Origin of the sequence: Sorangium sp. So ce367, assembly GCF_051520455.1 — a bacterium.
GTDB lineage: Bacteria > Myxococcota_A > Polyangia > Polyangiales > Polyangiaceae > Sorangium > Sorangium cellulosum_B.
Genome location: NZ_CP150334.1, coordinates 805,563 through 831,858, shown reverse-complemented (window position 1 = coordinate 831,858; position 26,296 = coordinate 805,563). Strand labels below are relative to the sequence as shown.

14 protein-coding genes are annotated in these 26,296 nt (G+C 74.7%); 6 read left to right on the top strand and 8 right to left on the bottom strand.

Annotated features, from left to right (window positions below):
• Positions 1 to 192: 192 nt before the first annotated feature.
• From WME97_RS03145 to cysS, 3 genes are all read right to left on the bottom strand, one after another.
• Positions 193 to 1,260 carry an AgmX/PglI C-terminal domain-containing protein gene (locus tag WME97_RS03145; RefSeq protein ID WP_437549419.1) on the bottom strand — a complete coding sequence of 356 codons (1,068 nt, stop codon included), beginning with the start codon at positions 1,258 to 1,260 and terminating at the stop codon, positions 193 to 195.
• Positions 1,261 to 1,310: 50 nt separating this feature from the next.
• Positions 1,311 to 2,276, bottom strand: a complete 966-nt coding sequence (locus WME97_RS03140) for a DnaJ C-terminal domain-containing protein (protein ID WP_437549417.1) — start codon at positions 2,274 to 2,276, stop codon at positions 1,311 to 1,313.
• A 158-nt stretch (positions 2,277 to 2,434) separates the two neighbouring features.
• Complete coding sequence (gene cysS / locus WME97_RS03135; protein ID WP_437549415.1) at positions 2,435 to 4,006, bottom strand: cysteine--tRNA ligase; 1,572 nt, start codon at positions 4,004 to 4,006, stop codon at positions 2,435 to 2,437.
• A gap of 63 nt (positions 4,007 to 4,069) precedes the next feature.
• Here cysS and WME97_RS03130 point away from each other — a divergent pair, with 63 nt between their 5' ends.
• The 5 genes from WME97_RS03130 (at position 4,070) to WME97_RS03110 (ending at position 8,751) form a co-directional block, all read left to right on the top strand.
• Positions 4,070 to 4,846 (top strand): rhomboid family intramembrane serine protease, encoded by a 777-nt coding sequence (locus WME97_RS03130; RefSeq protein ID WP_437549413.1) that lies wholly within the window; start codon positions 4,070 to 4,072, stop codon positions 4,844 to 4,846.
• A gap of 153 nt (positions 4,847 to 4,999) precedes the next feature.
• Positions 5,000 to 5,560: a hypothetical protein gene (locus WME97_RS03125; protein ID WP_437549412.1), complete on the top strand. Its 561-nt coding sequence runs from the start codon at positions 5,000 to 5,002 to the stop codon at positions 5,558 to 5,560.
• Positions 5,557 to 6,510 carry an MlaE family lipid ABC transporter permease subunit gene (locus tag WME97_RS03120; protein ID WP_437549410.1) on the top strand — a complete coding sequence of 318 codons (954 nt, stop codon included), beginning with the start codon at positions 5,557 to 5,559 and terminating at the stop codon, positions 6,508 to 6,510. The genes WME97_RS03125 and WME97_RS03120 overlap by 4 nt, the downstream gene beginning before the upstream one ends.
• A gap of 26 nt (positions 6,511 to 6,536) precedes the next feature.
• Positions 6,537 to 7,004 carry a hypothetical protein gene (locus tag WME97_RS03115; protein ID WP_437549408.1) on the top strand — a complete coding sequence of 156 codons (468 nt, stop codon included), beginning with the start codon at positions 6,537 to 6,539 and terminating at the stop codon, positions 7,002 to 7,004.
• 88 nt (positions 7,005 to 7,092) lie between these two features.
• Entirely contained in the window at positions 7,093 to 8,751 is a 1,659-nt protein-coding gene (locus tag WME97_RS03110) for a phytoene desaturase family protein (RefSeq protein WP_437549406.1), read from the top strand.
• A gap of 34 nt (positions 8,752 to 8,785) precedes the next feature.
• Here WME97_RS03110 and WME97_RS03105 read toward each other — a convergent pair whose 3' ends face one another.
• The 5 genes from WME97_RS03105 to WME97_RS03085 all read right to left on the bottom strand — a co-directional run bounded on the left by WME97_RS03105 (position 8,786) and on the right by WME97_RS03085 (position 21,644).
• Positions 8,786 to 9,202, bottom strand: a complete 417-nt coding sequence (locus tag WME97_RS03105; RefSeq protein ID WP_437279621.1) for a YkgJ family cysteine cluster protein — start codon at positions 9,200 to 9,202, stop codon at positions 8,786 to 8,788.
• A 259-nt stretch (positions 9,203 to 9,461) separates the two neighbouring features.
• A complete protein-coding gene (locus WME97_RS03100) occupies positions 9,462 to 15,485 on the bottom strand; it encodes a hypothetical protein (protein WP_437549404.1) in 6,024 nt (2,007 codons plus the stop codon).
• Entirely contained in the window at positions 15,482 to 20,254 is a 4,773-nt protein-coding gene (locus WME97_RS03095; protein ID WP_437549402.1) for a hypothetical protein, read from the bottom strand. The genes WME97_RS03100 and WME97_RS03095 overlap by 4 nt, the downstream gene beginning before the upstream one ends.
• A 440-nt stretch (positions 20,255 to 20,694) precedes the next feature.
• Complete coding sequence (locus WME97_RS03090) at positions 20,695 to 20,991, bottom strand: polyhydroxyalkanoic acid system family protein (protein ID WP_272097713.1); 297 nt, start codon at positions 20,989 to 20,991, stop codon at positions 20,695 to 20,697.
• Between the two features lie 56 nt (positions 20,992 to 21,047).
• Positions 21,048 to 21,644, bottom strand: a complete 597-nt coding sequence (locus WME97_RS03085) for a peptidyl-prolyl cis-trans isomerase (protein WP_437549400.1) — start codon at positions 21,642 to 21,644, stop codon at positions 21,048 to 21,050.
• A 352-nt stretch (positions 21,645 to 21,996) separates the two neighbouring features.
• On the opposite strand from WME97_RS03085, the gene WME97_RS03080 reads away from it, so the two are divergent.
• On the top strand, positions 21,997 to 26,274 hold the full coding sequence (locus tag WME97_RS03080) for a tetratricopeptide repeat protein (protein WP_437549398.1): 4,278 nt from the start codon (positions 21,997 to 21,999) through the stop codon (positions 26,272 to 26,274).
• The last annotated feature ends 22 nt before the right edge of the window (positions 26,275 to 26,296 follow it).

The following is a 26,296-nucleotide window of genomic DNA, read 5'->3' as shown; positions in this document are numbered from 1 at the left end:
TGAGCCTCCTCCCCCACCGTAAAGTTGCACATACGCCATGCGGCGCAATTTGGCGTTGCGGGTCGCTGCACGGTTTGCCTGTGCGACCGCCTCGACCGTGCAGGCGGCGGGAGCGTTCGCACCGCACGCAGCGCGCGGGAAGAGGCGAGTCGTAGCGCGGAGCACAAGGAGCCCGTCCCGGTTGGGGCGGAACTAGGGTGCTGAGGGCTGCGGGTCGGGCGAAAACCGGAGCGGTACGACGAAGCGCAGGTCGCCGCCCTCCGGCGCCGGGAACGTGAGCGCTCGCGCGCGCCGGAGCACGCAGCGGGTGAGCCGTTCGTCCGGGAAGCGCGACTCGGCCTCGAAGGCCTCGTCGACGGCGCCGCTGTCGGTCACGTGGAAGCGGATCGCGAGGCGGCCCCAGAGCGCCGGCGCGCCCGCGAGGGCCTCTTCGTAGCAGCTCCGCCACACGGGCAAGGCCTCGGCCAGAGCCGCGGAGATCGCGTCCGGCGGGAGCTCGCCCGGCCCAGGAGCGAGGACGGACGGCGGAGGCTCGACCGGCTCGTCGCCCGGATAGACCTGCAGCGTGGCCGTGACCGTCGAGCCGGCCTTGGCCCTGGGGAGCGGGAGCGACCGGGCGCGCGCGGCGAGGCACGAGACGACGTCCGGCGCGGAGAGCGTGGACGAGGTGGCGCGCGCCCCCGTGACCTTGCCGGCGCGGCTCACCGTGAGCCGCACCGTGGTCTTGCCGTGCAGCGTCGGGTCCCGGTACGCGCGCAGGCGGTAGCACGAGTAGACGTGGATCCAGAGGTGCCGCCGGGCGATGCGCTGCACCTCGCTCGCCTTGAGCGGACCCTTCACGTGGTCGATGTCCACGATGATCCTCGGCAGCGGGTGCCCCTCGGTCGGAGGCGGCGGCGCGGGGGGATCCCCCCTGCCCCCGACGTTCCAGCGATTCTGCTCCGCCACCTCGGCCTGGCCGCGAGGCACGAGGTGGCGGCCGAGCTTGTAGGGCGGATCGATCGCGATCGAGGGCCCCTGCGAGGCGCCGCGCGCGTCGCCCTCGGCGGCCGCCGCGGACGGGTCCCCGAGGGAGGCGCCCGGCGCCGCAGGCGAGACCGCCGGAGGCGCGGCCGGGGCGCGCGGCTCAGTGGAGGAGGCGGTAGGCGCCAGGGCGTCCACTCGCCTGGGCGGACCGGCGGCCGGGGCGGAGAGGCCGGCGGCGCGCGAGGCCGGGCGCGGCGGCGCCGGCGAGGCGCACGCGGCGAGCGCGATGGCCACGGCGAGGAGCGGACCGTACGCGCAGCCCGCGCCGCACCGCGAGGCCGCGCTCAGAACCGCAGATCGCCGCGCGGCGCCTCCACCTTGCCGTCGAGCGCGTCGATCGCCTTCGCGACCTCGGGGTCGTCGACGGTGGGGACGTGCACCACGAACTTCACGTAGAGATCCCCGGGCTCCTTCGCCTTGCGGGCGATGCCCTTGCCGCGCAGCCGCATCACCTGGCCGGTCTGGGTGCGCGCCGGGATCTTGAGCGTCACCTCGCCGTCGGGCGTGGGGATGCGGATCTTCTCGCCCCGGTAGGCCTCGCCCAGGGTGACGGGGACGTCGAGGTGGAGGTCGTCGCCCTCGCGCTTGAAGAACGGGTGCGGCGTGACGTGGATGTTGAGCAGCAGATCGCCGGGCTCGCCGCCGCCCATGCCCGGCGCGCCCTGGCCGCGGATGCGCAGGCGGCTGCCCTCGGCGGCCCCGGGCGGGACGCGCACCGTGACCGGCTCGGGATCACCCTCGCGCTGCAGCTGGAGCGTCGTGCCGCGCACCGCCGACACGAAATCGATGGTGAGGTTCTGCTCGATGTCGCCGCCGCGGCCGCGCGCCGGCTGCGGGCGGCGGCCCGCGCCCCCCGCGCCGGCGCGGCCACGGCCAAAGAGGTCGCCGAGGATGTCGCTGAGGTCGCCTCCGGCTTGGGCGTTGCCGAAGATCTCCTGGACGTCGAAGCCGCCGGGGCCGCGGCCCCCGCCGCCGGCCCGCGCGTTCGCGTAGCGGCGGTAGGCGCGGGCGCGCTCGGGATCGAAGTTCTGCGAGAGGCTCTCCTCGCCGAACTCGTCGTAGAGCGCGCGCTTCGTCTTGTCGCTCAGCACCTCGTGAGCCTGGTTGATCTCCTTGAACCTCTGCTCGTTGGCCTTCCCCGGGCTCTTGTCCGGGTGGTACTTCATCGCGAGCTTGCGGAACGCCTTCTTGATGCTGTCCTCGTCCGCGTCGCGCGAGACGCCGAGCACGGAGTAGAGATCACGAGCCATGGTCGTCCGTCATCGTTCTGGTCCGCGGGAGGTGCGAGCCGCGCGGACCGCTGCGGGCCTTCATCGGGCCGAAACCTAGATCTGCCGTCGGTCCTCGTCCACTGGGGGCAGCCGCCTGCACGAGCGTCAGCGGTGGAACGCGCGCGGCGCGGCGCGCCTCAGGCGCTCACCCGGAATGTCGTACCGGTGGGAGAGTCGGCAACCTCGATGCCGTCGCGCTCGAGCTCCTTCCGGAGGGCGTCGCCCCGCGCGAAGTCCTTCGCGGCGCGCGCCGCGGCGCGCTCGGCGAGCTTCGCCTCGATCGCCTGCCGGGTCGTGCCGAGGAGCCCGAGGCGCTGCTCCTGCGTGCGGGCCTGGTAGACCGGAGACGGCGTCTGCAGCAGGCCGAGGACGTCGAGCGAGGACCGCAGGGCCGCGTGGAGGCGGCGCGCGAGCGGCGGGGCGGCGCGGGCGACGTCCTGGTCCTTCCCCCGCCGCTGCGCGGCGTCGGCGAGCTCGTTGGCGGCCTTGGCGACCTCGGCGATGATCGAGAGCACGACGGGGGTGTTGAGATCGTCGTCGAGCGCGGCGGCGGCGCGGCCCGGCGCGCCGTCGGCCAGCGCGGCGAGCGCCGCGAACCCCTTCGGGAGCCGCGCCGGCAGCTCCGGCGCGGCGCCGTCGCCGGCGTCGGGCGGGCCGGCGAGCGCGGACAGCGCGGACAGTCGATCGAGCGTCGCATACAGGTAGTCGACGCGGCGCTCGGCCTCGACCACGCCGGGGAACACGACGCGGCCGTCGTCGCGCTTGTGGGTGTCGAACTCGAGCGGGCCCCGGTAGTGGACCGTGAGCAGGAAGTAGCGGAGCGCCTCCGGGTCGTTGCGCGCGTAGACGTCGCGGAGCTTGACGAAGTTGCCGAGCGACTTCGCCATCTTCTCCTTGTCGACGTTGACGAAGCCGTTGTGGATCCAGATCGAGGCGAGCGGCGCGCCGTCCGGATCGGCAGCCTCGCTCTGCGCGATCTCGTTCTCGTGATGGGGAAAGACGAGATCCATGCCGCCGCAGTGGACGTCGAAGCCGGCCCCGAGGTAGCGGCCCGCCATGGCGGAGCACTCGATGTGCCACCCGGGGCGCCCCTTGCCCCACGGGCTGTCCCAGCCCCACCCGCCGGGGGCGACCCCCTTCCAGAGCGCGAAGTCGAGCGGATCGCGCTTGTCCTCGCACGGACCGACGCGCGCGCCGACCCGCAGCTCGTCGAGGTTGCGCTTCGAGAGCTTGCCGTAGGAGGGGAAGCTGCGGACCGAGTAATACACGTCGCGAACGTCGCCGGGCCGCTCGACGACATAGGCCGCGCCTCGCTCGATCAGCCGCTCGACGAGGGCGATGACCTCCGGGATGTGCTCCGAGACCTTCGGCTCGACGTCGGGCGTCAGACAGCCGAGGGCGGCGACGTCGTCCTGGTACAGGCGAGCCATCCGCGCCGACAGGTCCATGGGAGGCTCGCCGGACTCGGCCGACCGCTGCAGGATCTTGTCGTCGACGTCCGTGACGTTTCGAACGTAGACGACGCGGAGGCCGCGCGCCCTCAGGTGGCGGACGAGGATATCCGGGGCGAGTGCGGCGCGGCCGTGCCCCACGTGCGCGACGTCGTAGGTCGTCGGGCCGCAGCAGTACATGCGGACCTCGCCAGGCCGCCGTGGGGCGAGCGGGGCGAGCTTCTGGGTCAGCGTGTCGTGGAGGCGCAGGGCGGACATCGGCCGGGGGTCTATCAAGGCAGGCGGATGCTGTCACGGGCCCGCGTGCTTAAGGTGGTCACGATGCTGCCCGTCCGTGACCAACTGCCGACCCGCAAGCTGCCGGTCGTCAACTACCTGCTGATCGCGCTCAACGTCCTCGGTTTCTTCTGGATGCGATCGACGATCGCTGCCGGGTTGCCGCCCGACCGGCTGCTCTCGGCGTGGGGCCTCGTCCCCGAGCAGCTCCTGGAAGCGCCGAGCGACGCGTGGTGGACGGTCTTCAGCAGCATGTTCCTGCACGACCCCACGGGGTGGGCCCACCTCGGCGGGAACATGCTGTTCCTCTGGATCTTCGGCGACAACGTCGAGGACGCGCTGGGCAGCGCCCGCTACGCGGCCTTCTATGTGCTGTCCGGGGTCGCCGCCGCGGGCGCGCAGATCATCATCGATCCCGGCTCGACGATCCCGATGGTGGGCGCCTCGGGCGCGATCTCGGGCGTGCTGGCCGCGTACGCGTCGCTCTACCCGCGATCGCCGATCACGGTGCTGAACCCGATCTTCCTCCTGTGGTTCATCTTCGGGCTGTTCCTGGAGCTCCCGGCGTGGCTGGTCATCCTCGAGTACTTCGTGGTGAACCTGCTGAACGGGCTCGGCTCCATCGGCGTGCGCGGCGGCGGCGTGGCGTTCTTCGCGCACCTCGGGGGGTTCGTCGCCGGGCTCTTCCTCGTCCGCATCTTCATGACAGGGCGCACCCGGCGCGAGCACGAGCGCTGGCAGCACTTTCGCCCGTCCCCCCGGCGCCCCGCTGCCCGCCGGTCCCCGCCGTGGGACGCGCCGCGGCGGCGAGACTCCTGGTGACGGCGAGGTACGACCAGGAGCGACCCGAGGTGCGGCGCCCCGTACGCGGCGCGCGCCGAAAAAGCCGGTGAGATCCGAAGGATCTCACCGGAACGGCCGGGCTGCTCGCGGTTCGCCCAGGATGCAAAAGCGTGATAGCGTCGGCCCGCAGCGATGCGACGACCCCTTCGAAGGCGCCTCACCGCCGCGGGTTCTGCGGGCGAGGCAGCGGACCCCCGAGCCTGGCTGCTCGCCGTCGCGATCGCGCTCGCCGCCTGCGGAGGGCCGTCGTTCGACGGAACGGTCTACCGCGGCACAGACGTGGCGTTCCGCGTGCCCCCGGCGCCGGCGAGCTGGGAGCGGCTCGAGGTGTCCGACGCGGCGGTGGCATACCGCGACGACGCGAACGGGGCGACCATCGCCCTCAACGGGCGCTGCCGGAACGAGGAGGACATCCCGCTCGTCTCGCTGACCAACCACCTCTTCCTGCACTTCACCGAGCGCGAGGTGCTGAAGCAGGAGGTCGTGCCGTTCGACGGCCGCGAGGCGATGCACACCGTCATGTCGGCGAAGCTCGACGGGGTGCCGAAGGTCTTCGACATCTGGGTGCTCAAGAAGAACGGCTGCGTGTACGACATGCTCCTCATCGCCGATCCCGCCCGCTACGCCGGAAGCGAGCCGGCGTTCACGCGGATGGTCCGCGGCTTCTCGACCCTGCGCACCGATGACCGATGACGACTGATCGCAAACGGCCCGTGGCGGCGCCGCCGCCCGCCTCGAACGGCCCGCCGGCCGCCTCCTCCGGCGGGGGCTCCACCAGCGTGCCCCCGCAGAGCCTGCAGCCGACGAGCGTGCCCCCGCAGAGCCAGGCGCCGAACAGCCTGCCCCCTCCGCCGCTCCCCCCGCTCCTCGCCCGGATCAACGAGAACGCGGTCGGGTTCGTCGAGCACCTCGGGCAGTTCGGGCGGATGACCTGGGGGGCGCTCAGGTCGATGTTCGAGCGGCCGCTCGAGATCCGCTCGACCCTCTATCAGATGGAGGCGCTCGGCGTCCGCTCGGCCGCCATCGCGTCGGTGACGGCGCTCTTCGTCGGGATGGTCATGGCGGTGCAGTTCGCCATCGGCCTGCAGAAGTTCGGCGGCATGGAGTACACGGGCCGCATCATCGGCCTGTCGTTCTCGCGCGAGCTGGCGCCGACGCTGACGGCGGTGATCGTCGGCGGCCGCATCGGCGCCGGCATCGCGGCCGAGGTCGGGTCGATGGCCGTCACCGAGCAGATCGACGCGATCCGCGCCCTCGGCGCCAGCCCGCTGAAGAAGCTCGTCTTGCCGCGGCTGCTCGCGAGCATCGTTGTGATGCCCGTGCTCGGCGCGTTCGCGCTCGTGCTGGGCTTCGGCGGGGCGATGCTGGTCTGCGCGACCGAGTTCGGCATCCCCGCCGGCTTCTTCCTGAGGACGGCGCTCGGCTCAGTCACGTTCAACGATTACTTCAGCGGGATGTACAAGACGCCCTTCTTCGGGGCGATCATCGCGCTCGTCGGGTGCCACTTCGGGCTGATCACACGGGGCGGAACGGAGGGCGTCGGCCACGCGACCACGCGCACGGTGGTCGTGACGTCGATCACCATCCTGATCGCCGACTTCTTCCTGACCAAGATGTCCATCCTGCTCTTCCCGACCCGGTGAGCAGGGGCGGTCCGGGAGGCGCCCAGATGCCGCCGCCGACGTCGCAGCGAACGCTGGCCGGGCTCCTGCCGGCGCTGCTGGCCGGGGTGCTGTTCGGGGTGCCGTTCGGGGTGACCGCCTGCCAGGGGGACGCCGGGAGGGAGGGCGGGGTCGCGGAGGCGAGCGACGGCGGCGCCGCGCTCCCGGAGGGCACGCCGGCGCCGCGGCGGCCGACGCGGCACTACCACCTCCGCCGGACGGACGACGGGTGCGAGCTCTTCTGGATCGATGGGGATCTCGTCTCCGCGTCCCAGGCGGTCGTGTGCCCGCCCGACCTCGAGGTGGGCGAGCGCCTCCGCCTGACCGGCAAGACTTGTCTCCGCGAGTCGGCGCAGACCCCCGCGCGCGCCGTGCCCGTCGTCTGCCCGCTGCCGCTCATGACGATGGAGAAGGCGGACAGGGCGCCGCCCGACGCCGGGGCGCCGCCCGACGCCGGCAAGCGAGACGGCGGGTAAGCGACGGGCAAGCGGCGGGGCCATCGAGGGCACAAGCGCGCAGCCGCCCACGTCCCTGGAGCATCGTAGTCCGGGGGGGGGTGGCGTCATGCGGCACGCGGATACCGTCGTGATCGGATCGGGCGCCGGCGGGCTCACTGCGGCGCTCGCGCTGGCGCGCGCGGGACAGAAGGTGCTCGTCGTCGAGCAGCACTACCTGCCCGGCGGGTGGACGCACAGCTTCTCGTTGAACGGGTACCTGTTCAGCCCGGGAGTCCATTATATCGGCGGGCTCGGCCCGGGGGGCGCCGTGCGGCGGCTCTACGAGGGGCTCGGGCTCTCGGGAGATCTCGAGTTCTGCGAGCTCAACCCGGACGGCCTCGATCACCTGATCATCGGCGACGAGCGGCTCGACGTGCCCAAGGGCCTCGATCGGCTCATCGCCCGGCTCACGGCGCGGTTCCCGCACGAGGCCGCGGGAATAGCGCGGTATTTCCGTGTGCTGCGCGGGGTCAACGACGATCTCGGGCGCCTCGAGGCGATGCTCGGGTTCCCGAGGGTGCTGCTCGCGCCGTTCAAGGCGCCGAGCCTCGTGCGCTGGGGCCTCCGCACCCAGGAAGATCTGCTGGACGCGACGATCCGTGATCCCCTGCTGCGCGCGTTCCTTTCGGCGCAGGGGGGCGATCACGGGCTCTCGCCGTCGCGCGTGGCGCTGCCGGTCCACGCGGGCATCGTCTGCCATTACATGGACGGCGGGTACTACCCGCGCGGGGGCGCGAAGCGGATCCCGCTCGCGATGATCAGGGCCCTTCGCCGGCTCGGCGGGCAGGTGCGGACGCGCGCGCGGGTGAAGCGCATCCTCGTCGAGCAAGGGAGAGCGGCCGGCGTCGAGCTGGAAGGGGGCGAGGTCCTGCGCGCGGCGAGCGTCGTCTCGAACGCGGACCCGGCGATCACCTATGGAGAGCTGCTGCCGCCCGAGCTGACCGCCCGCGAGCGCCGCAAGGTCCAGCGGATGGAGTACTCGGTCAGCCTGCTCAGCGTGTTCTGCGCGGTGGACATGGACCTCCGGTCGATGGGTTACGACTCAGGCAACTACTGGTGGTACCGCGGGCGAGACGTGGGGCGCCTCTACGAGCGCATGGAGCACCAGCTGCCGCGCGGGGCGGTGGACGGGCTGTTCCTGACCATCACGACGCTGAAGGACCCGGGCCACCCGACCCGGGGCGACCACCACACGATCGAGATGTTCACGTTCGTGCCCCACGGCCCCTTCACGCGCTGGGAGAAGACCCGCACGGGCGAGCGAGGGGCGGAGTACGAGGCGTTCAAGGAGTCGATCGGAGATCAGATGATCGCGGCGGCGGAGAATGTCATCCCAGGCATCTCGCGCGCGATCGTGTTCCGCTCGGTGGCGACGCCGCTGACCAACGACTTCTACTGCGCCACGTACCGCGGCGCCGCCTACGGCACCGCCAAGACGAGGTGGCAGCTCGGCCCGCTGTCGTTCTCCATCGGGACGAGGATCCCGGGGCTGTACCAGTGCGGGGCGAGCACGCTGAGCCACGGGGTGGCAGGCGCCGCGATGTCAGGCCTCATGGCCGCGCAGCGGATCACGGGCGCGGCGCGCGCGGAGGATCTGCTCGGGCCGGCCGACGGCTCGCTGCGGACCTACCCCGCCGATCGGCCGGAGGAGTGGCTGCACGAGCGGAGGAAGGCGAGCGCGGCGGCGCAGGCGGACACGGGCGACGAGCTGCCCGAGTGGACGTGAGCCGCGCTTGAGCCGCGCTGCCGCCTATCGAGCGCTAACCGGCCGGCGTCCTGGACCGGAACGTGATCTGCACGAGCGGCATCACGTCGGGATCGTCCTGTGTCTCCCGCTCGAACTGGAGCACGTCGTAATAGCCGCACCGCGGCCTGCCCGGGTAGTCGCGGCAGACCTCGGGCCGGGCCTCGTAGATGGTGCAGCCGCGGGTCGTGAGATCGAGGAAGCGGCAGACCCGGCCGAGCACGGGATCCGACTGCCGCCGGAGGATGCGCTCGTCGTTGTAGCGCTTCGTGAAGCGCGCCTCCGCGGCCTCGAGCGTGAGGCCGAAATGGCGGGCGAGCCGCCGCAGGTCGCGCGGCGTGACCTCGACCCGCTCGTAGATGGAGCAGCAGTAGGCCGGGCACTTCGAGCAATCGTAAGAGACGCGGGGCTTGGCCTTGAGGGTCGTCGTCATGGATCGTGAGGGACGTGCAGCCGCTGCCGGAGCGAAGAGCCGCGCGCTCGCCAGCGGGCAGCGGAGCATACGCGGCCGAGCAAGCCTCCGCGACGGCGAAGTGCTCGCCACGGCGCGCGCTCAACATAGCGCCACGGCGCAATCCTGCGATGGGAAGCGATGGGAACGCGATGGGAAGCGATGCGCGAGGACGGTGGCACGATGACGCGATGAGGCGCGGGCAGCGCGCAGCCACGAGCACACGAGCGCTCGCCCGCCTTCACTCGTTGAAGCCGAGCTGCTCCCGCGCCTCGGTCAGGCCGTCGCTCACGGCGAAGACGATGAGGTCGCGCGCCTCCGCGTTGCGCCCGATCCAGGTGACGCGGTCCTTGCCCGCGGCGGGCGGCGCGTTCGTGTTGCCGCCGGACCAGGCGATGCCCGTGAGGACGACGTTGATGTCGCCCACGGCGAGGAACGCGGCCCGGTTCCCCCAGCCGTTGATCGCGGTGTTCAACGTCGAGGCGCGGTTGCCGATCGAGCCGATGACGTCGGCGGCGAGCACGCTGATCTTCGGATCCACGCCGCCCGCCATCACCCGCTCGATGCGGCCGTGGTACTCGCGCAGGCGCCCGGCGTCCGCGCCCTGCGGCGACCACGACGGGACGAACGCCTTCAGGTAAGCCGCGAGCAGCGGCCAGAGATCGATCGGCGCCGTCCGCGAGAAGGCCGAGGCGTTGGTCTGGAGGATCTTGACGGCGCGGTGGATGAGGGCGAGCCGGACGTCCTCGCGCGGCGAGGTGACGAGCGCCTGGCCGAGGACGATCTTGGGCGGGCTCGTGGACGCCGGCACGCAGACGGCGCCGAGCGCGCCCGTCATGTAGACCTGCAGGCCGGGGAGGCCGTACGCCGCGCCGATGCCGCGCGCCAGATCGGTGATCTCGGCGTGCTGGGGCGGCAGCGGCGTCGCGCGGATCGAGTCGAGATCGAACGGCACCGCGGCGTCGAGCAGCGGGCCCGTCTTGAGCAGGAGCTCCCGGAACGCCGGGGTCATGAGCTCCGGCGCGAGGTGGGCGTCGAGGCGGGCCGCGCCAGCGGCGTTGCCCGCGCCGCCCATCGCGGCGTCGCGGCCGTCGAGCGCGTCGACCGTCGCGCGCGCGATCTTCGCGGCGCCGGCGCGGCCGCGGAGCTCCGCGACCGTCGCGACCGTCGAGAAGAGGTAGGGCTCGAAGCGGCCGGTGTTGAGCGCGCGGCGCGCGTCGGCGAGGGCGCGATCGAGCAGGGTGGTCGCCGCGGAGGCCTGCTCGGTGCGCTGGTAGTAGCGGGCCAGCGCGCCGAGGGCGAAGTCGTCCTTCGGCCACGTCTTGCGGGCCGTGAGCAGCGTGGCCTCGGCCTTCTTCGCGTCCCCCATCGCCTCGTAGATCTCGGCGAGCTCCGCGGTGCGGCGGCACTTCTGCTCGGGCGCCTCCGCGGCGCTGATGAGGAGGTTCTGCTGCTCGAGCGCGCGGGCGCCGTCGCCGGCACGCTTGTAGAGCGAGACGAGGCGCTCGCGCGCGCTCACGTCGCCCGGCGAGCGCTTCAGGATCTCCTGGTACGCGAGCTCGGCGCGCTCCGCGTTCGGGAGGTGCTCGTCGTAGAGCTCGCCGAGGCGGAGGTAGATCGCGACCTGCTTCGCGGGCTCGGGCACGAGGCGCGCGAGGCGGATCCACGCCTGCTCGGCGCCGGCCCAGTCGCCCTCGCCGGCGCAGACGTCGGCGAACGCGGTCAGGGCCTCGACGTGATCGGGGTTCGCGTCGAGCGCGGCGGCGAGCGCGCGCTTGGCGGCCGCCGCGTCGCCGACGTCGGCGAGCGCCCGGCCGCGCAGGACCTCCATCTCGACCCGCTCCGCGGGATCCGTCACCGCCTCGAGGCGGCGCTCGAGGAGCGCGGCGAGCTCGGCGCGCGCGCCCTCGGCGATGTAGATGGCCCTGAGCCGCGAGAAGACGTCGGCGTACGACGGATCGACCGTGGCGACCGCCTCGAGGACGTCGCGCGCCCGCGCGACGTTCTGGACCTTGTCCTGCCAGAGCACGGCCGCGGCGTAGAGCGAGTGCGCGCGCCCCTCGGGGCCGACGCTCGCGCCCGCGGCAGACTCGAGCGCCGCGGCGGCGGCCGCCGGGTCGCCGCCGCGATCGAGCGCGTCGGCGAGATCGAGGTGCGCGACGAGGTAGTGCGGGACGAGCGTGATCGCGTGCCGGAAGAAGGCGACGGCGTCCTCGATCGAGCCCGCGAGCAGGGCGTCCCTGGCGGCGCGCACCGAGAGGGCCGCGGCCTCGGACGGGCGATCGGTGCGCTCGATGAGCTGGCGATCCGCCTCGATCGCGAGGGCGTGATCCGCCTTCGCGCGGGCCTGGGCGGCCATCTGGCGCAGCGCCCAGATGCCGCGGGGCTCGTTCCTGTACGCGATCTGGACCGGCTCGAGCGCCTCCTCCCACGGGAGCACGCGCAGGCGCAGCCGCGCCGACAGGAGCGCGTGGGCGATCGCCTCCGGGCCGTCGAGGACACGCGCGATCTCCAGGGCGATCGGCTCGAGCTCCTCGTCGCGGCCCTCGCTGATGAGGTACGAGGCGATCCGGCGGAGCGTCGGCAGGTGGTGCGGCGTCTCCTCCAGGATGGATCGGCGCCAGAGCAGGGCGCTGCCGGCGTCCTTGCGCCCGTGCTCGTCCAGCTCCGCGAGGCGCTCGTAGATGTCGAGGCGCTCCGCCGCGTCCGCCGCCTCGCGGGCGCGCGGGATCAGGGCGTCGACGAGCTCTCCTGTGCCGTGGCCCGCGACGGCCGCGCGGTAGAGCGCGATCGGCGCGAGCGCGTTGTCCCCGGCGGCGATCGCCTGGCGGGCGCACGCGGCGGCCTGCGCCAGGTCGCCGGCGCGCTCGTGGTCGAGGGCGGCCTCGAGCGCGAGGCGAGCGGCCTCGATGCCCGCGGCGGCGCGGTCGTCACCCGGGCGGCCGGCGTCGCCATCACCGCCTGCGTCGAGGGCGCGCAGGAGCTCGGCGGCGCGCTCGGCGCGCCAGGAGGCGCGGTCGGCGGGCGGCTCCGGCGCGAGCCGCTCGAAGAGCTCGCGCAGGCCGATGTCCTGGGGGCGCGAGCGGTGCGCCGTCTCGAGGAGCGACGCCGCGGCCGCGGGGTCTGCCTCGGCGACGAGGAGCGCCTCGCGGACGAGATCGTGGGCCCGCTCGAGGGGATCGGCCGCGCCCTCGCGGCGGGTCCTGAGCCACTCGAGGAGGCCGTCGCGGTCCACCCGGGCGCGCGCGCTCCGCTCGCCGAGGTGGAGCGCGACGGGGAGCTTCGGATCGATCTGGGCGGCGCGCGAGAGCAGGCGCTCGCCCTCCTCGTTGTCGCCGCCGTCGAGCAGGCGGATCGCGGCCTCGGTGACGAGCACCGCGGCCCGCGGCCCCTCGTCGAGCGTGAGCGCGTGCTCCGCGAGGATGCGGGCCGCGCCGACGCCGCTCTCCTGCGCGGCGCGGGCGCGCGCGGCGCCCTCGTGCTGCGGGTCCGCGGCGCGGGCGCGATCGAGATCGCTCATCGCCGCGCGCTGATCGCCCGCGATCTCCGCGAGGACGGCGGCGGCGAGCGCGCTGTCGCGCTCGGACGCGACCTCGCGCAGCGACGCCACGGCCCTGGCGACGCGGGCGCCGCGATCGCCGTCGAGATCGAGCTCGAGCGCGAGCGCCCGGAAGAGCGGGCTCTCCGGCGCGGTGTCGCCGTACGTGACGACCGCGCGGGAGAAGGCGTCGCTCGCGTCGACGCCGCCCTCGGCGGGGACGGCCTCGCGCGAGAGCGCGCGGCCGAGGGCCGCGGCGGCGCGGGCCCTCGGGCCGCCGAGGGGGCGCACGCCCCTCGACGCGGGCGCGCCGTCCACGGAGGCCACCGCGGCGTCGCCGCCGGCGTCGCTCAGGGCGGCGCTCGCCGCCGCGCAGAGCGGCGCGAACTCGGGATCGTCGGCGAGGGCGTCGAGCCACGGGTCGATCTCGCCGGCGGCGCCGCCGGCGAGCGCCGAGAGGACGATGCGATCGGCCGGCGAGAAGGCGCCGCCGGCGTCGCCGTCGTCGAGCGTCGCGTCGCGCACCGCGGCGGCGTCGCCGAGCTCGATCGCCTGCGCCGCGAGGGCGCGGCGCGCCTGGCCGCCGTGCGAGCCGGCGGCGACGCTGCGGAGCGCGCCGAGCGACGCCGGGCGGGTCTCCTTGCGCGCGGCGCTCAGCGCGGCGGTGAGCCACGCGACGGCAGGCGCGAGCGAGGTGCCGCGCAGGGGATCGAGGGTCGCGAGGCCCTCGGCGAGGTCGCCGGCGCCGAGCAGGGCGCGGGCGCGGAGCAGCGCCTCGTACGGCGTGGCGGGGGCGGCGCGGCCGCGCGCCGGCCGCGGAGCGCCGCGGTGCGCTGCGACCTGAGCGCTCGCGGCGGCGAGCGGCGCGAGCTCGGGCGCCTCGGGGAGGCGGAACTTCGCGAGCACGGCGGAGGCCGCCGCGTCCGAGTCCGGCGCGGCGAGCGCCTCGCAGAAGCGCTGGACGTGCGCGCGGGGATCGGCGGGGTGCGTCCGCGCCGCGAGCTCGAAGCGTTTGTGGGCGCCCTCGGGATCCGCGAGCGGGATGCGGCAGAGCTCCGCGCCGAGCACGAGGTTGTGGCAGCGCGCGACCGGCGTGCCGAGGACGCGGGTCTCGCTCTCCAGCGCCTCGAGCGCGGCGGGCAGATCTGCCTCGCGCATCAGGAGGCCGCGGAGCTGGCGGTGCGCGAAGATCAGGCTCGGGGCGAGATCCCGCGCCTCGGCGGCGATGGCGCGGGCGGTGACGTCCTCCCCGGCCATCACGTAGAGCTCGGCGACGGGAAGCAGCGCGCGCGCCCGGGCCGCGGGGTCCTCGATGAGCTCGGCCTCGGAGCGGAGCCACGCGGCGCGCGCCGCCCACACGTCGCGCTGCTGCGACTGGACGAGGATCGCGCTCGCGTCCTGCTCGCCGTCGAACACCGAGGCGGGCGGCGGGATCGACGGCAGCGGCGGGAGGCTCTCGGGCGCGCGGGAAGGAGCCGATGACAACGGGCCCGAAGGAGGCGCCGACGGGACGCGCGCTGACGAAGACGGGCGCGGCGGCGACGACGACGGCACGCGCGACGACGACGGCACAAACGATGACGGCGACGGCACGAACGACGACGACGGCCGGACGTGGGACGGCGCAAACGGGCGTGGCGGCGACGACGACGGCGCGCGCGAAGACGAAGACGGGCGCGGCGGCGACGACGACCCGCGCGGCGATGAAGGCGGGCGCGGCGGCGTGAAGGCGACGCCGCTGTCGGGTCTCCGGGTCGCGACGCGCGTCTGCGCGAGATCGTCCTCGAGCTCTTCATCGGTCGGCTCGGCCGACCCGCTGAGCAGGCTGGACTCGTCGACGAGCTCGCCGGGATCGCTGTCGGCGGCGGGCTGATCCCAGCGGCTGGCGGAGGCGGACGACTGGCCGGTGTACGGCCGGGTCGTGGGCCCAGGCTCGTCGAGGGCGTTCGTCTCCTCGTCGTCGATGCCGTGCGTCTCCTCGTCGTCGAAGGCGTGCGCCTCCGCGAACCGGCCGCTGCTGGCGCCGCTGGGCGGCGCGAACTCGAACGGGGAGTCGCCGCCGTCGGGGATGGGCGTCGCGCGGTCGCCCGGCTCGGCGGTGTCCTCCTCGAACACAGGCTCCCGGCGCACCGACGGCGGCGGCAGCGGGGGCGGCGGGGCGGCGGGCTGCGGGCGCGGCGCCGTGAACCTCGCGGACGGGGCCGGCGGCGGGATCTTCGGCGTCCGATCGCCGGGCGTGAGCTCCGCGCCGAGCGACGCCTTCACGTCGCCCGGCCTGCTGCCCGAGCGGGGCGGGGCGGCGGGGCGGGGCAGCGACGGGGGGCGCGGCGGCGGGATGGGCGCCGGGGGCCGGCGCGTCCCGTGCAACGCCGGCGCCGAGGTCACGACCCCGTCGTCGGCGTCCTCGGCGCGCTGATCCTCGAACAGCATGTCGAGCAGCGCGTCGCTCTCTCCGGCGCTCTGCGCGGGCCTCGCGGGCACGGGCACGGGCTCGCGGGAGAACAGCTGCTTCAGGCCGCCTTCGCCGGCGCGCTCGCCCTCCTCGGCGCCGCGGATCGACTGGATGAGCTCTTCGGGGATCTTCGCGAGGAGCGTGGCCTCCTCGACGTCGCCCTCCGAGACCGCCGCGCCGTACATCGCCGGCGGGGGGACCGTGATCTTCTCCTGCGACGGCGCGCCCTCGTCGCCGCCGCCAGAGGAGCTCTTGGATTGCGGATTCTTGCTCACCGGACCCCCATGCCGAGCTTCTTCCGGAGCTCGAGGTAGCTCTGCGAGAGGACGAACGCGACCAGCTGGCGCGCCCGCTCGCTCTCGGCGACGACACCGCCGAGCTGCTCGCGCGGGGTATTGAGGATGTCCGAGAGGACCAGCGAGACGTCGCCGGCGGCGATGACGGCCATGCGGTCGATGCTCCTGCGCGCGGCCTGCGCCCAGCGGAGCGGGTCCTGCTGGCTCGAGACGATGCGCTGGCAGACGTCGGCGATGGCCTTGCGGGTCGCGCGCGACATCTCCTTGTGGATGGCGCGCGAGACCTCGCCGAAGACGGCGTAGGGCGGCTGCGGGACCGCGAAGCCCGCCTCGATGCACGCGGCCGCGACGAGCGAGGCGACGGTGCTGTCGTCCCGCGTCCTGAGCGAGGAGATGCCCCGGCGCAGCGCGAACGCCTCGCGCGCGATCGCCGAGCGCGAGGCGGCGTCGAGCGGCGTCGTGATCTCGGCGCCGAGCACGAGCGCCGGCAGCTGGCCGTAGACGCCGGTCGCGCCGCGCGGGCTCGGGCCGCCGACGTAGAGCTCGAAGTCCGTCTCGAAGCTGAGCGCGCCCATCCACTCGGCGACCGCCACGCGCAGCGGGTGGCCGCCGCGCGAGTCGATGCGGTCCTTCTTGCCGACGCCGAGCGACACGAGCGACGGGCCGAGCGCCATGCAGATGGTCTCGGCCATCTTCGCGAACAGCTCGCCGACGGGCCCGGTGTCGAGCGGATCGGCGATGTCGGCCATGGCCTTGGCGTCGAGGGCGATCTGCGGCCGCGCCGGGACGCGGGCGTCGATCTTCCTGAGCTCCGCGGAGATGCCGTCGTCGATGCGGACGAGCGAGACGAGCGCGCCGAGCGTGGCCTGCCGGAGCGCCGCGTCCTGCCCCGCGCCGGCGATCTTCGCGAGGAGCGCGACCCGGGCCGCGTCGAGCGGCTCGACCGCGAGCGCCTGGATCAGCGTCGCCTTGGCGCGGCCGAGCACGCGGGTGCGGAACGCGGGCTCGTAGTCCGTCGTGAGGACGAGATCGATCGCCTCGCCGTCGTCCGGCGCCTCTTCGAGGAGCTTCGCGACGGCCCGCTCGGCGCGGCGCGGCGCGCCGAGCTGATCCCGGTAGATGGCCATCGCGAGGCGCGCCGCCTCGATCCGCCCCTCGGGGGTGTCGCGCTCGACCATGAGCTCCTCGAGCAGGCGCGTCGCCTCGTCCCAGGAGCCGACCCGGGCGGCGACCCGGACGAGGCGCTCGCGGACGACGAGCGTCGACAGCCCGGCCCGGTGCAGGCCGATCAGCACCTCGAGCGCCCTGTCGTGCTCGCCGAGCTTCTCGTAGGCATCGACGGCCGTGATCCCCGACATGAGGCGCTGCTCCCCCGGCGCCTTCGCGACGCGCGAGAGCTCGGCGTAGAAGGCGGCCGCCTGGCCGAGGTCGCCCTGCGCCTTCGAGATGTCGGCCGAGAGCGCCAGGGCGCCGATGTGATCCGGCTCGAGCAGCGTCACGTTCTCGAGCGCGGCGAGCGCGTCGTCGAGCCTGCCCTTCTTGCGGAGCACGCGCGCGCGCTCCCAGAACAGCTTGCAGAGCTCGAGGTCGTTGTCCGCCACCCCGAGCCGCCTCTCGATGATGTCGAGCAGCCGATCGTCCTCGTTGCGCGCGCGGACCCGGCGGAACAGCCGGTCGAAGGCGACGCCGCGCCGCGGGTCGCGCGCGAACGCGCGATCGAAGGCGATCTCCGCGTCGTCGTGGGCCTCGGTGTGCTGGAGGAGCAGGAGCCCAGCGCTCTCCCAGAACCCCGCGCCGCGCGCGTCGTCCTTGCAGAGCGCCCCGAGCTGCGCCGAGGCGAGCGCCGTCGACACGGGGTCGCGCAGCGCCTCGGACGTCGCGCGGACGCCCTCCCAGGCGGCGACGTCGTCGGGCCGCCGCTCGACGACCGCGCGGAACGCGGCGAGCGCGCGCTCGTGATCCCCGGCCGCGAAGTCCGACCAGCCCGCGAGGCCGAGCGCCGTGAGCTGCGCCTCCTCGCCGAGCGCGTCGCCGAGCCCGTGCAGCGCCGCGGCGCGGCGCCGCGGATCGCAGCCGGGGAGCGCGAGCTCGAGGTTGGCGAGCTGCGCGGGCGCGTGCTCGCCCGTGAGGAACGGCCGCGGCAGGTTCGGCTGATCGAGCGCGCCGACGATCGCGGCCGAGGCCTCCATCGCGGCGCGGGCCTCGCCCTCCATGTGCCGCGCGAGCGCGCTCCGCGCGGCGACCTCCGCCTCGCGGTCCTCGGCGCCGAGCGCGGCGCCGAGCCACTCGAGCTCGGCGTGCGGGCTCGGGTCGGCAGCGGCCCACGCCGCCGCGCGCGCCGCGGTGCGCGCGCGATCCTGGTCCAGGGTCCGCGCGAGGCGGAAGCGCTCGGCGTGCGCGATCGTCGCGGCGCCGTCGCCGCGCTCCTCGATGTAGTCGAGCGCGCGCTCGACGGCGCTCCGCTGCTCGAGGGCCGGCTGCCAGAGGAGGCGCCCGAGCGCGGCGGCCAAGGCGAGGTCGTCGCTCGCCTGCGACTCCAGCGCCTCGAGCGTCGCGAGCGCCTCGTCGGCGTCGCCGCCCTCGGCCGCGCCGACCTCGAGGCCGAACCGCGACAGCGCGAGCGCCGCCGGGTCCTCGCCCGCCTCGCCGGCGACCTCGAGGGCGCGGCGCCGGCTCTCCAGATCGCCCGCCTCGTGGCCGCGGAGGGCCCAGGTGAGCGCCGTCGCGCCGGCGCGCGGCGCCTTGCCGCGCGCCGCCTCGAGCTCCTCGACGGCGCGCCCGCGCTCGCCGGCGCGCCAGAGCAGGATCGCCGCCTCGATGTGCAGCGCCGCCGAGAGATCGGCGTCGTCGATCGCCGCGGCGCAGGCCGACAGCGTCGCGGCCGCGGCGGCGGGGCTCCCGGCGCGCCGGTGGAGCTCGGCCAGGAACACCGCGACGACCTCGTCGTCCGCGGATCGCTCGAAGAGCGCGCGGAGCCGGCTCCGCGCGCGATCCAGATCGCCGCCGCGCGCGCTGCGCAGGGCAGCGACGAGCCACAGCCCGCGCGCGGTCTCCTCGCCCTCGACCTCGGCGAGCGCCTCGATGACCGTCGGCGAGCGCCGCGGGCCTGGGGCGCCGGGCTCGTCGCCGCGCTCGCGCCGGCTGCGGACGAGATCGACCGCGAAGGCGCCGAGCGCCCGCCCGAGCCACGCGTTCGGCGTGGCGCCGTCGTCGGCGCCGGCGTCGGCGAGCTCGGCGAAGGCGCCCTCGGCGCCGTCCGCGTCCCCCCGGAGGAGGCGGCTCCGGCCGATCTCGAACCACAGGCTCGCCTTCTCGGCCGGGTCGACGCCCGTCGAGAGCAGCCGCTTCGTCGACTCCTCGTACCAGGCCGCGTCGCCGCGGAGCGCCGCGAACGACCGGCCGAAGCGCGCGAGCACGCCCGGGTGGACGCCGGCCATGCCGGCCTGCGACAGGGCCGCCTTCGCCGCGCCGACGTCGTCCGTCCGCACCGCCCAGACGTAGGCCGCGAGGAGCAGCGCGCGCCCCCTCGCGTCGTCGCTGGCGTACGAGGCCGCCGTCGCCTCGAGCGAGGCCGCGAACGCGGACGGGTCCTGACCGTCTCCGAGGAGATCGATCTCCAGCGCGCGGGCCGGGATGCACTGCGGGTCGGCCGCGAGCGCGCTCCGGAGCGCCGCGAGCGCGGCCTCGCGATCGCTCGCGAGCGCCGCCGCCTCGGCGACGCGCAGCCACAGGGCCGCGGCGCCGGGCCCGCTCGCGCCGCGCGCGATCTCCTGCTTGGCAAGGCTGGCGGCGGCCTCGGCCTCGCCGGCGGACTCGAGCGCGGCGATGCGCGCCCGGCCGAGCAGCGTCGACTGGGGCAGCCGCTCCGCGGCCCGCTCGAGGAGCGACGCGAAGCCGCCCGTCCCGGCCCGCTGCGTCAGCTCGGCGGCGCGGAGCCACGCGTCGGCCGCGTGCTCCGGCTTGCGCAGGGTCCGCGGGACGCCGTTGGCGTCGCCGCTCGCCTCGTCGTCGAGCGCGTCGGCGATGAGCTCCGCCTGCCCCTCGAGGGCGCGCGCGAGCGCGCCGAGGTCCTCCTCGCGCCGGGCGATGACCTCGAGCGCGAGCTGCGACCTGAAGCGCGCCCGCCCCTCCAGCGCGGCGGCCGCGTCGAGCAGCTCGTAGGCGCGCTCCACGTTCTCGGTCGCCGCCGCGAGGTCGGCGAGCTCGATGAAGAGCAGCCCCTTCCACGTCGCGTCCGTCGCGAGCTCCGCGCGGGCCTCCAGCGCGCGCATCCGGCCGGCGAGGTCCCCTTCCTTGGCCGCGATGAGCTCGAGCTCGAGCCAGGGGGTCGCGTCCTCCGGGTTGCTGAGCGCCGCCTCTTCGAGCGCCTCCTTGGCCGCCGCGAGGTTCTGCTCGTGGTCCTGAAGGTACGCCGCGCGCTCCCAGAACGAGCGCGCCCGCTCCTCGGGCGTGGCCGCGGCGCGCGTGAGCGCGTCGAGCAGCTTGCCGAGGTTCTTGATCGACTTGCGCCGCGTGAGGATGCGGACCAGCGCCTCGAGCGGCTCGCGGAACTGGGGATCCGCGTTGAACGCGGCGAGGTAGTCGCGCGCCGCCGTGGGCTCCTCGCCGAGCGCCTCCTCGAGCGCGCCGAGCTCGTGCAGCAAGAGCGCCTGGAGCTGTCGCTCCGGCTGCTCGCCTTGCTCCGCGCGCAGCCGCGCGATCAGGGCCGTCATGCTCTCCGCTTGCCCCTCGGGTGCCTGAACCGTCATCTCGCTCGCGACGCCTCCGAACGGGGTCTCATCTGTGCGCACCGCATGACGATGGCGGAGAGTAGCGAACCGAACCTGACGGAGTAAAGCGCGCCGGGCAGGGAGCGGGCTCGAAGAGCGTCGAGCGGCGTCGAGTGGCCTGGCCTGGCCGCGCGCGATCGGTGGGTCGAGCGGCGGACACGGATGTGCGGGCGCCCGCGCCCGGCGAGGAGATCCGCGGAGCGCGCCGGTCGACCGCGTAGGCCGCCGGAACCGCCGGAAAACGAAGAACGGTGGGCGCGCTCGCGCGCGGCGCGACACGCGCGAGCGGGCGGAGGTCGCTCGCTCGCGAGGAGGAGGCGGGGCTGAGGAGGAGGGAGCGCGTGTCGGCCGGGGCGCCGCGCGCTGCGGGGCGGCGCGGTCGATCGAGCCGCCGGAGCGCGCCTGGCCCGGCTGCCGGGCTAGGCCCTGCCCAGCACGGCGTCGAGCTTGTCGTTGACCTTCGACTCGACCATGCCCTTCATCGCCTTCAGCAGGAACGGCAGATCGATCTCCACATGGACCGCGGACGCCTCGACGCGAACGAGGCCCTTCGTCCCCTTCGCGGCGCCGCCCGGCGCCTCGAACCGGATGACGTCGCCATCCCATCGCCACTGGATGCCGAGCTTGTCTTCCATGCCCCGCGCAAGCTCTTCCGCGCGCTTCCTGGCCTCGTCCTTGGTGAGCGCGTGCTGCCGACGGATGTCGATCGTCGCCATACGGTATCTCCACTCGTTCGCGTCCACGGCGACGCGCCGCGCGCGGTACGCTTTACTTACTCGATCCGACGCGCGATCCAAAAGCCGCGCGGCGTGTCGACCGGGCCGCTCACGCCCCCCTTGGGGAGGCTGAACAGCTCGTACTCCGGCGCGGGCTCGAGCACGCCGCGCGGGATGTAGCCGAGGTCGTCGGTCGACCCCTTGTCGCCCTTCTCGATGGCGGCCTTGAAGTCCGTCTTGGCCACCTCGGCGAGCTCCCTGGCGAGCGCCAGCGCGGCGTCCTTGGAGCGCGCGGTCGGCGCCGCCCCCTGCGCGCCGCGGTACTGGATGAGCACGACGCCGAAGCGCACCTTCTTCGGCGCCTCGGCCGGCAGCGAGGGCGGCGCCTCTCCCGAGAGGAGCGTGACGCCCGCGTCGGATCGCCCCGCCGGCTCGGGGCCGCGCTCCTGGACGATGCCCTCGGCGCCGGCGTCGCTCCCCGCGCCGGCGTCGCCCGCCGCGGCCGTCGCAGGCGAGGCGGCGGCGTCGGCGGCGGGGCCTGCGTCGGCGGGCGCGCTGGCCGCGCCGTGCCCCTTCGAGCCGGCGTGCGTGATGACGAACGCCAGCGCGCCCGTGAAGAAGAGCGTGTAGATGACCGCCGTCGAGCGCTGCATGAGCGGCAGCGCGTTAGCACAGGTGGAGGACGCTTGGCGAGGCCGCGATGGCGACACGCGCCGCCTGCCAGACGGCGTCGCCGCTTCGTTACCGTCCCCGCCCGCCCCCGCGCCCCTCTGTCCCCGGCCGCGCCGCGTCTGCGCGCTGTCCGCTTCCTACTTCCGGACCAAGCACGCGACATGCCCGAGGAAGTCGCCGATTTGAGGGCGCCCGGCAGAAGAGGCGATCCTAAGGACCACAACCCCTGCTAGTAAGGAGAACGGATGTCGGGGCATCCCGGCCTTTTGTAGGCCGAACGAGCGTGGGGGCGCCTGCGAAGGCGCTCGCAGCGCCGGCATCGGGTCGGGAAGCATGATCAAGGTCGAGTGCGACGGGTGCAAATCGCCGTACCAGGTCGACGAGAAGCGTGTCCCCCCTGCGGGGCTCAGGATGCGCTGTCCGAAGTGCGGTACGAGCTTGCTGGTGACCAAGGGGGGCGCAAGCGCAGCGCCCGCGCCGACGCCTGTGCCCACCCCCCCGCCGCGGGCCGGGGCGGGAGGCCTTCAGCTCTCGGAGCGGAGCGCCCCGGCGGCGCCCGAGGACGCCGATCTGCCCATGGCGGCTCCGGAGGACATCGCATTCCCCGCGGTCGCGCCTCCCCGACGCCCCGGGCCGACGCCGGCGCCGGTACCGACGCCGCCGCGCCGCGCGGCGCCCGCGGTGCCTGCGCCGCCCGCGCCGCCTCCTGAGCCGCCGGGTCCGGAGGTCTTCGGCGAGATCGGCTTGCCGGACGTCCCCGACCGCCCCGCCCCGTCCGATCGGCGAAACGCCAAGACGGTGCCGCAGCGGCGCGGCTTCGGAGAGATCGATCTCATGGTCGAGCTCCCGAGCCCGACGGACGCCGAGGTGCAAGGGCTCAACCCGGACGATCTGCCGGTCGTCTACGGCAATGCGACCGGGGCGCCGGTGGCGCTCCCGGCGCGATCGCGCGCGGAGTCCCGCACCGCCCCGGCGACGCCGACCGCGTTCGCCGGCACCGACCTGCCGGCGCGGGTCGAGCCGCTGCCTCCGAGCAGCCGGCGCACCCTCGGGTTCGGCGATCGAGAGTCGGCGCCGAGCGCACCCTCGAGGCCTGGTGCGCGGGACGCGGGGCTCGGCGGGCGAAACGCCGGGGCCACCACGCAGCCGCTCGGTCGCGGGCGCACCCGCGGCGCAGGGGACGCGCCCCCGCGCGTGGTCCCGGAGTATGATTTCGGAGACTTGGACGACGACGCGCCCCCGGTTCCTCCGGCGCGATCCAGCAGCGGATCCATGTCGTTCGGCTTCGGCGAGCTCGAGCTGCCTCTCGAGGGCGACGGCGACGCCGAGCTGCCCGCGATGTCCGCAGGCGACCTGCCCATCGTCGCCGGCGATCTGCCGAGCTCGGCCCCGGCCGTCATCGGCATGCCCGCCCCGTTCTCGAACACGGGCCTGCCCACGCCGGCTTCCGCGCCGCTCCCCTCGCCGGCGCGCGCCGGGCTCCCGGCCGCGGCCCTGGCGGGCTTCCCTTCTCCGACCGCCGCGGGCTTCCCTGCCCCGGCCCCCGCGGGCTTCCCCTCGAAGTCCACCGGCCCCGCCCTCCCCTCGAAGGCCGCCGGCTCCGCCCTCCCCTCGAAGGCCACCGGCGCCGGCTCACCTGCAGGACCGGGGACCATCGTCGGCGCCGAGCTCTTCGACGAGGCCCCGCCGGACTACGACGACTCGCGCGTGGGCGCCGCATTCCAGGCGCCCGGGCCGCGCCCCCTCCCGCCGCAGGCAGCGCCGGAGCCGCCCAGCAGCGGCGCCATGCCGCCCGTCGACTTCGGCGCCCTACCCCCCGCCGACTTCCTCGCCGCGCCGCCCGCCGACGCCCGCACCGCGTCCACCACCGGCCTCGGCGCCGCGTCCACCACCGGCTTCGGCGTCGCCGATTTCGGCGACGAGATCGCGCTCGGGGAGAGCGTCACGCAGCTCGCCCCCGGCGGCGCGCCCACCCCTTACGATCCGTCCGACCGCTCCGCGAACTTCACGCAATCGCCCGCGGACGCCGACGATCGGGGCATCGAGCTCAGCGAGCCGCACCCCAGCGTCGGGGACGAGGTCGACCTGACCGGCGCGGGCACCGAGATCGGCGACCTGAGCGCCGGTCCCGGCGCGCAGGCCGAGAAGCCCGCGGCGACCACGGAAGCACCGCCGCAAAAGTCGAAGATCAAGCGCTACGTCGTGGCGGCGCTCGCGGTCGCCGCCGTCAGCGGCGGCGCGCTCGCGCTCGTTCCGGACGTCGGCGCCTTCGGCGTGAACCTCATCAGCGACCGGCTCAACGCCTTCGCGCACGAGGGGGCGCTCGCCGAGCTCCGCCAGCGGACCCAGACGGCCTTCGCCAAGGACACCGCGTCGGCCGCCAACGGAGCGCTGAACGACGCGAACGCCACGCGGGCCAATGCGCCGCGCCACCGGCCGACCATGGCCTACGCCGCGTACATCGCGTTCGCGCGGAGCATCCGCTTCGGGCACCGGACCGTCGACGACGCCTTCGGCAAGGAGATGCTCACGCTCGCGAGCTCCCATCCGGGCGACCTGCTCTCCCTGGCCGTCGCGGCGCAGGCCGCGGCCAGCGGCGAGCTCCCGCGCGCGCGACAGGCCGCGCAGGCGCTCGCCGCGCAGCTCAAGGACGACGTCGATCTCGCCGTCCTCGCGGCCGAGATCGAGCTCGCCGCCAGGGACGCCCCCAAGGCGATCGCGGCGTGGCAGCACGCGAGCGGCCTCCAGAAGAGCGCGCGCACGCTCTTCGGCCTGGCCCGGGCGCAGATCCTCGCCGGGGACACCGCGGGCGCCGAGGCGAGCGCCCGCGGCGCGCTCGAGGCCTCGCCCGACCACGTCGGGGCCCGCACCCTGATCGCGTCGCTGCTCTGGCAGACCCCGGGCCGCGAGCAGGAGGCGCTCGATCTGCTCGGCAAGGTCACCGGCGACGGCCCGATCCGGGCCGCCGCGAGCGACCCCGAGATCGTCGACGCGTACACGCTGCTCGGCACCATCCACCTCGCGAGGTCGCGCATGAGCGCGGCGGAGCAGGCCTTCGCCGCCGCGGTGAAGCTCGACCCGCAGGCGGTGCGCGCCCTGATCGGCAACGGCGAGGTCCTCTACCGGTCGGGCCGCTACTCCGAGGCGCAGGCGCGCTTCGAGGCCGCGGCCCGCGCCGACGCCCAGAACCTCGCCGCGCAGCTCGGCAAGGCGAAGACGTGGCTGGCGCAGGAGCGCATGAAGGAGGCGAAGGACCTCCTGAAGGAGCTGCAGAAGACCCACGCGGCGGCCCCGCAGGTCGCTTACTGGCTCGGGCGCACCGAGCTCGCGCTCGGCAACAAGAAGGACGCGGAGCAGGCGTACCTCGACGCCGTGAAGTCGACGGAGAACCTCCCGGAGGTCGTCGACGCGTACGTGGCGCTGGCGTCGCTCCTGTCCAGCATGGGCCGCAACGAGGCGGCGGCGGAGAGGCTGTCGGAGGCGACGGCGAAGTTCCCGGACCTGCCCGCGCTGCACAAGGCCAAGGCGGAGGTCGCGCTCCAGACCGGGCGGTACGACGAGGCCCGGCAGGAGCTCGAGCTCGCGCTCGCGAAGGAGGACGACCTCGGCAGCCAGTTCAAGCTGGGCGTGGCGTACCGTCGCCTGCGCCGGTTCGAGGACGCCGCGAAGATCTTCGACAAGGTCACGGCGGCCGACAAGGACTACCCGGGCCTCGCGCTCGAGCGCGGGCTCCTGTTCGAGGAGACCGGCCAGAGCGAGCGCGCGCTGGAGATGTACGCCGACGCGCTCCGCAAGGCGCCGAACGACATCGACCTGAAGCTGCGCGTCGGCTCGACCCAGGTCATGGCGGGGCACGCGAGCCAGGCGGAGCCCATCCTGCGCGACGTGCTCAAGGACCGCGCGAACTCCGCCGAGGCGAACCACTTCCTCGGCCGCGCGCTCCTCGTGCGCGGCACGAACACGGCCGAGGCGCTGCGCTTCCTGGAGCGCGCCGCGGAGCTCGATCCGAACCGCGCCGAGTACCACCTCTACGTCGGCTGGGGCGCCAACGAGACGGCCCAGACGGCGCGCGCGGAGATGGCGCTGAGGCGCGCGCTGGAGCTCGACGCGGAGCTCGGCGACGCGTACTGGCAGCGCGGCGTGCTGCTGCAGAAGCAGGGGGCGAGCCGGGACGCGCTGGCGGATCTGAAGATCGCGCTGGAGAAGCGGCCGTCCCGCTACGAGGCCTACGCCACGATGGCGCTCTGCTACCAGGATCAGGGCAACTGGGCCGCCGCGGAGGAGGCGTGGCGCAAGGCGATCGCGGCCAACGACAAGGTCCCCGAGTGGCACTACCGCCTCGGCAAGATCTACGCGTCGCGCGGCAACCGGGCCGGGACCGCGAGCGAGATGGAGCAGGCGGTCACCCTGGGCGAGGCGCCGGACCGCTCGACCCCGCCGTGGCTGTTCGACGCGCACTTCCTCCTCGCCGAGGCGCTCCGCGCGGCGAACAACCGCGAGAAGGCCATCCACCATTACGAGCGCTTCCTGGAGACGGCGCCGACCGACAACGCCTACCGGCGCGACGCGGAGCAGGCGCTGGAGGGCCTGGGGGCCGGAAAGGGACGCTGAGGCGGAGCGAGCGCCCGGCGCT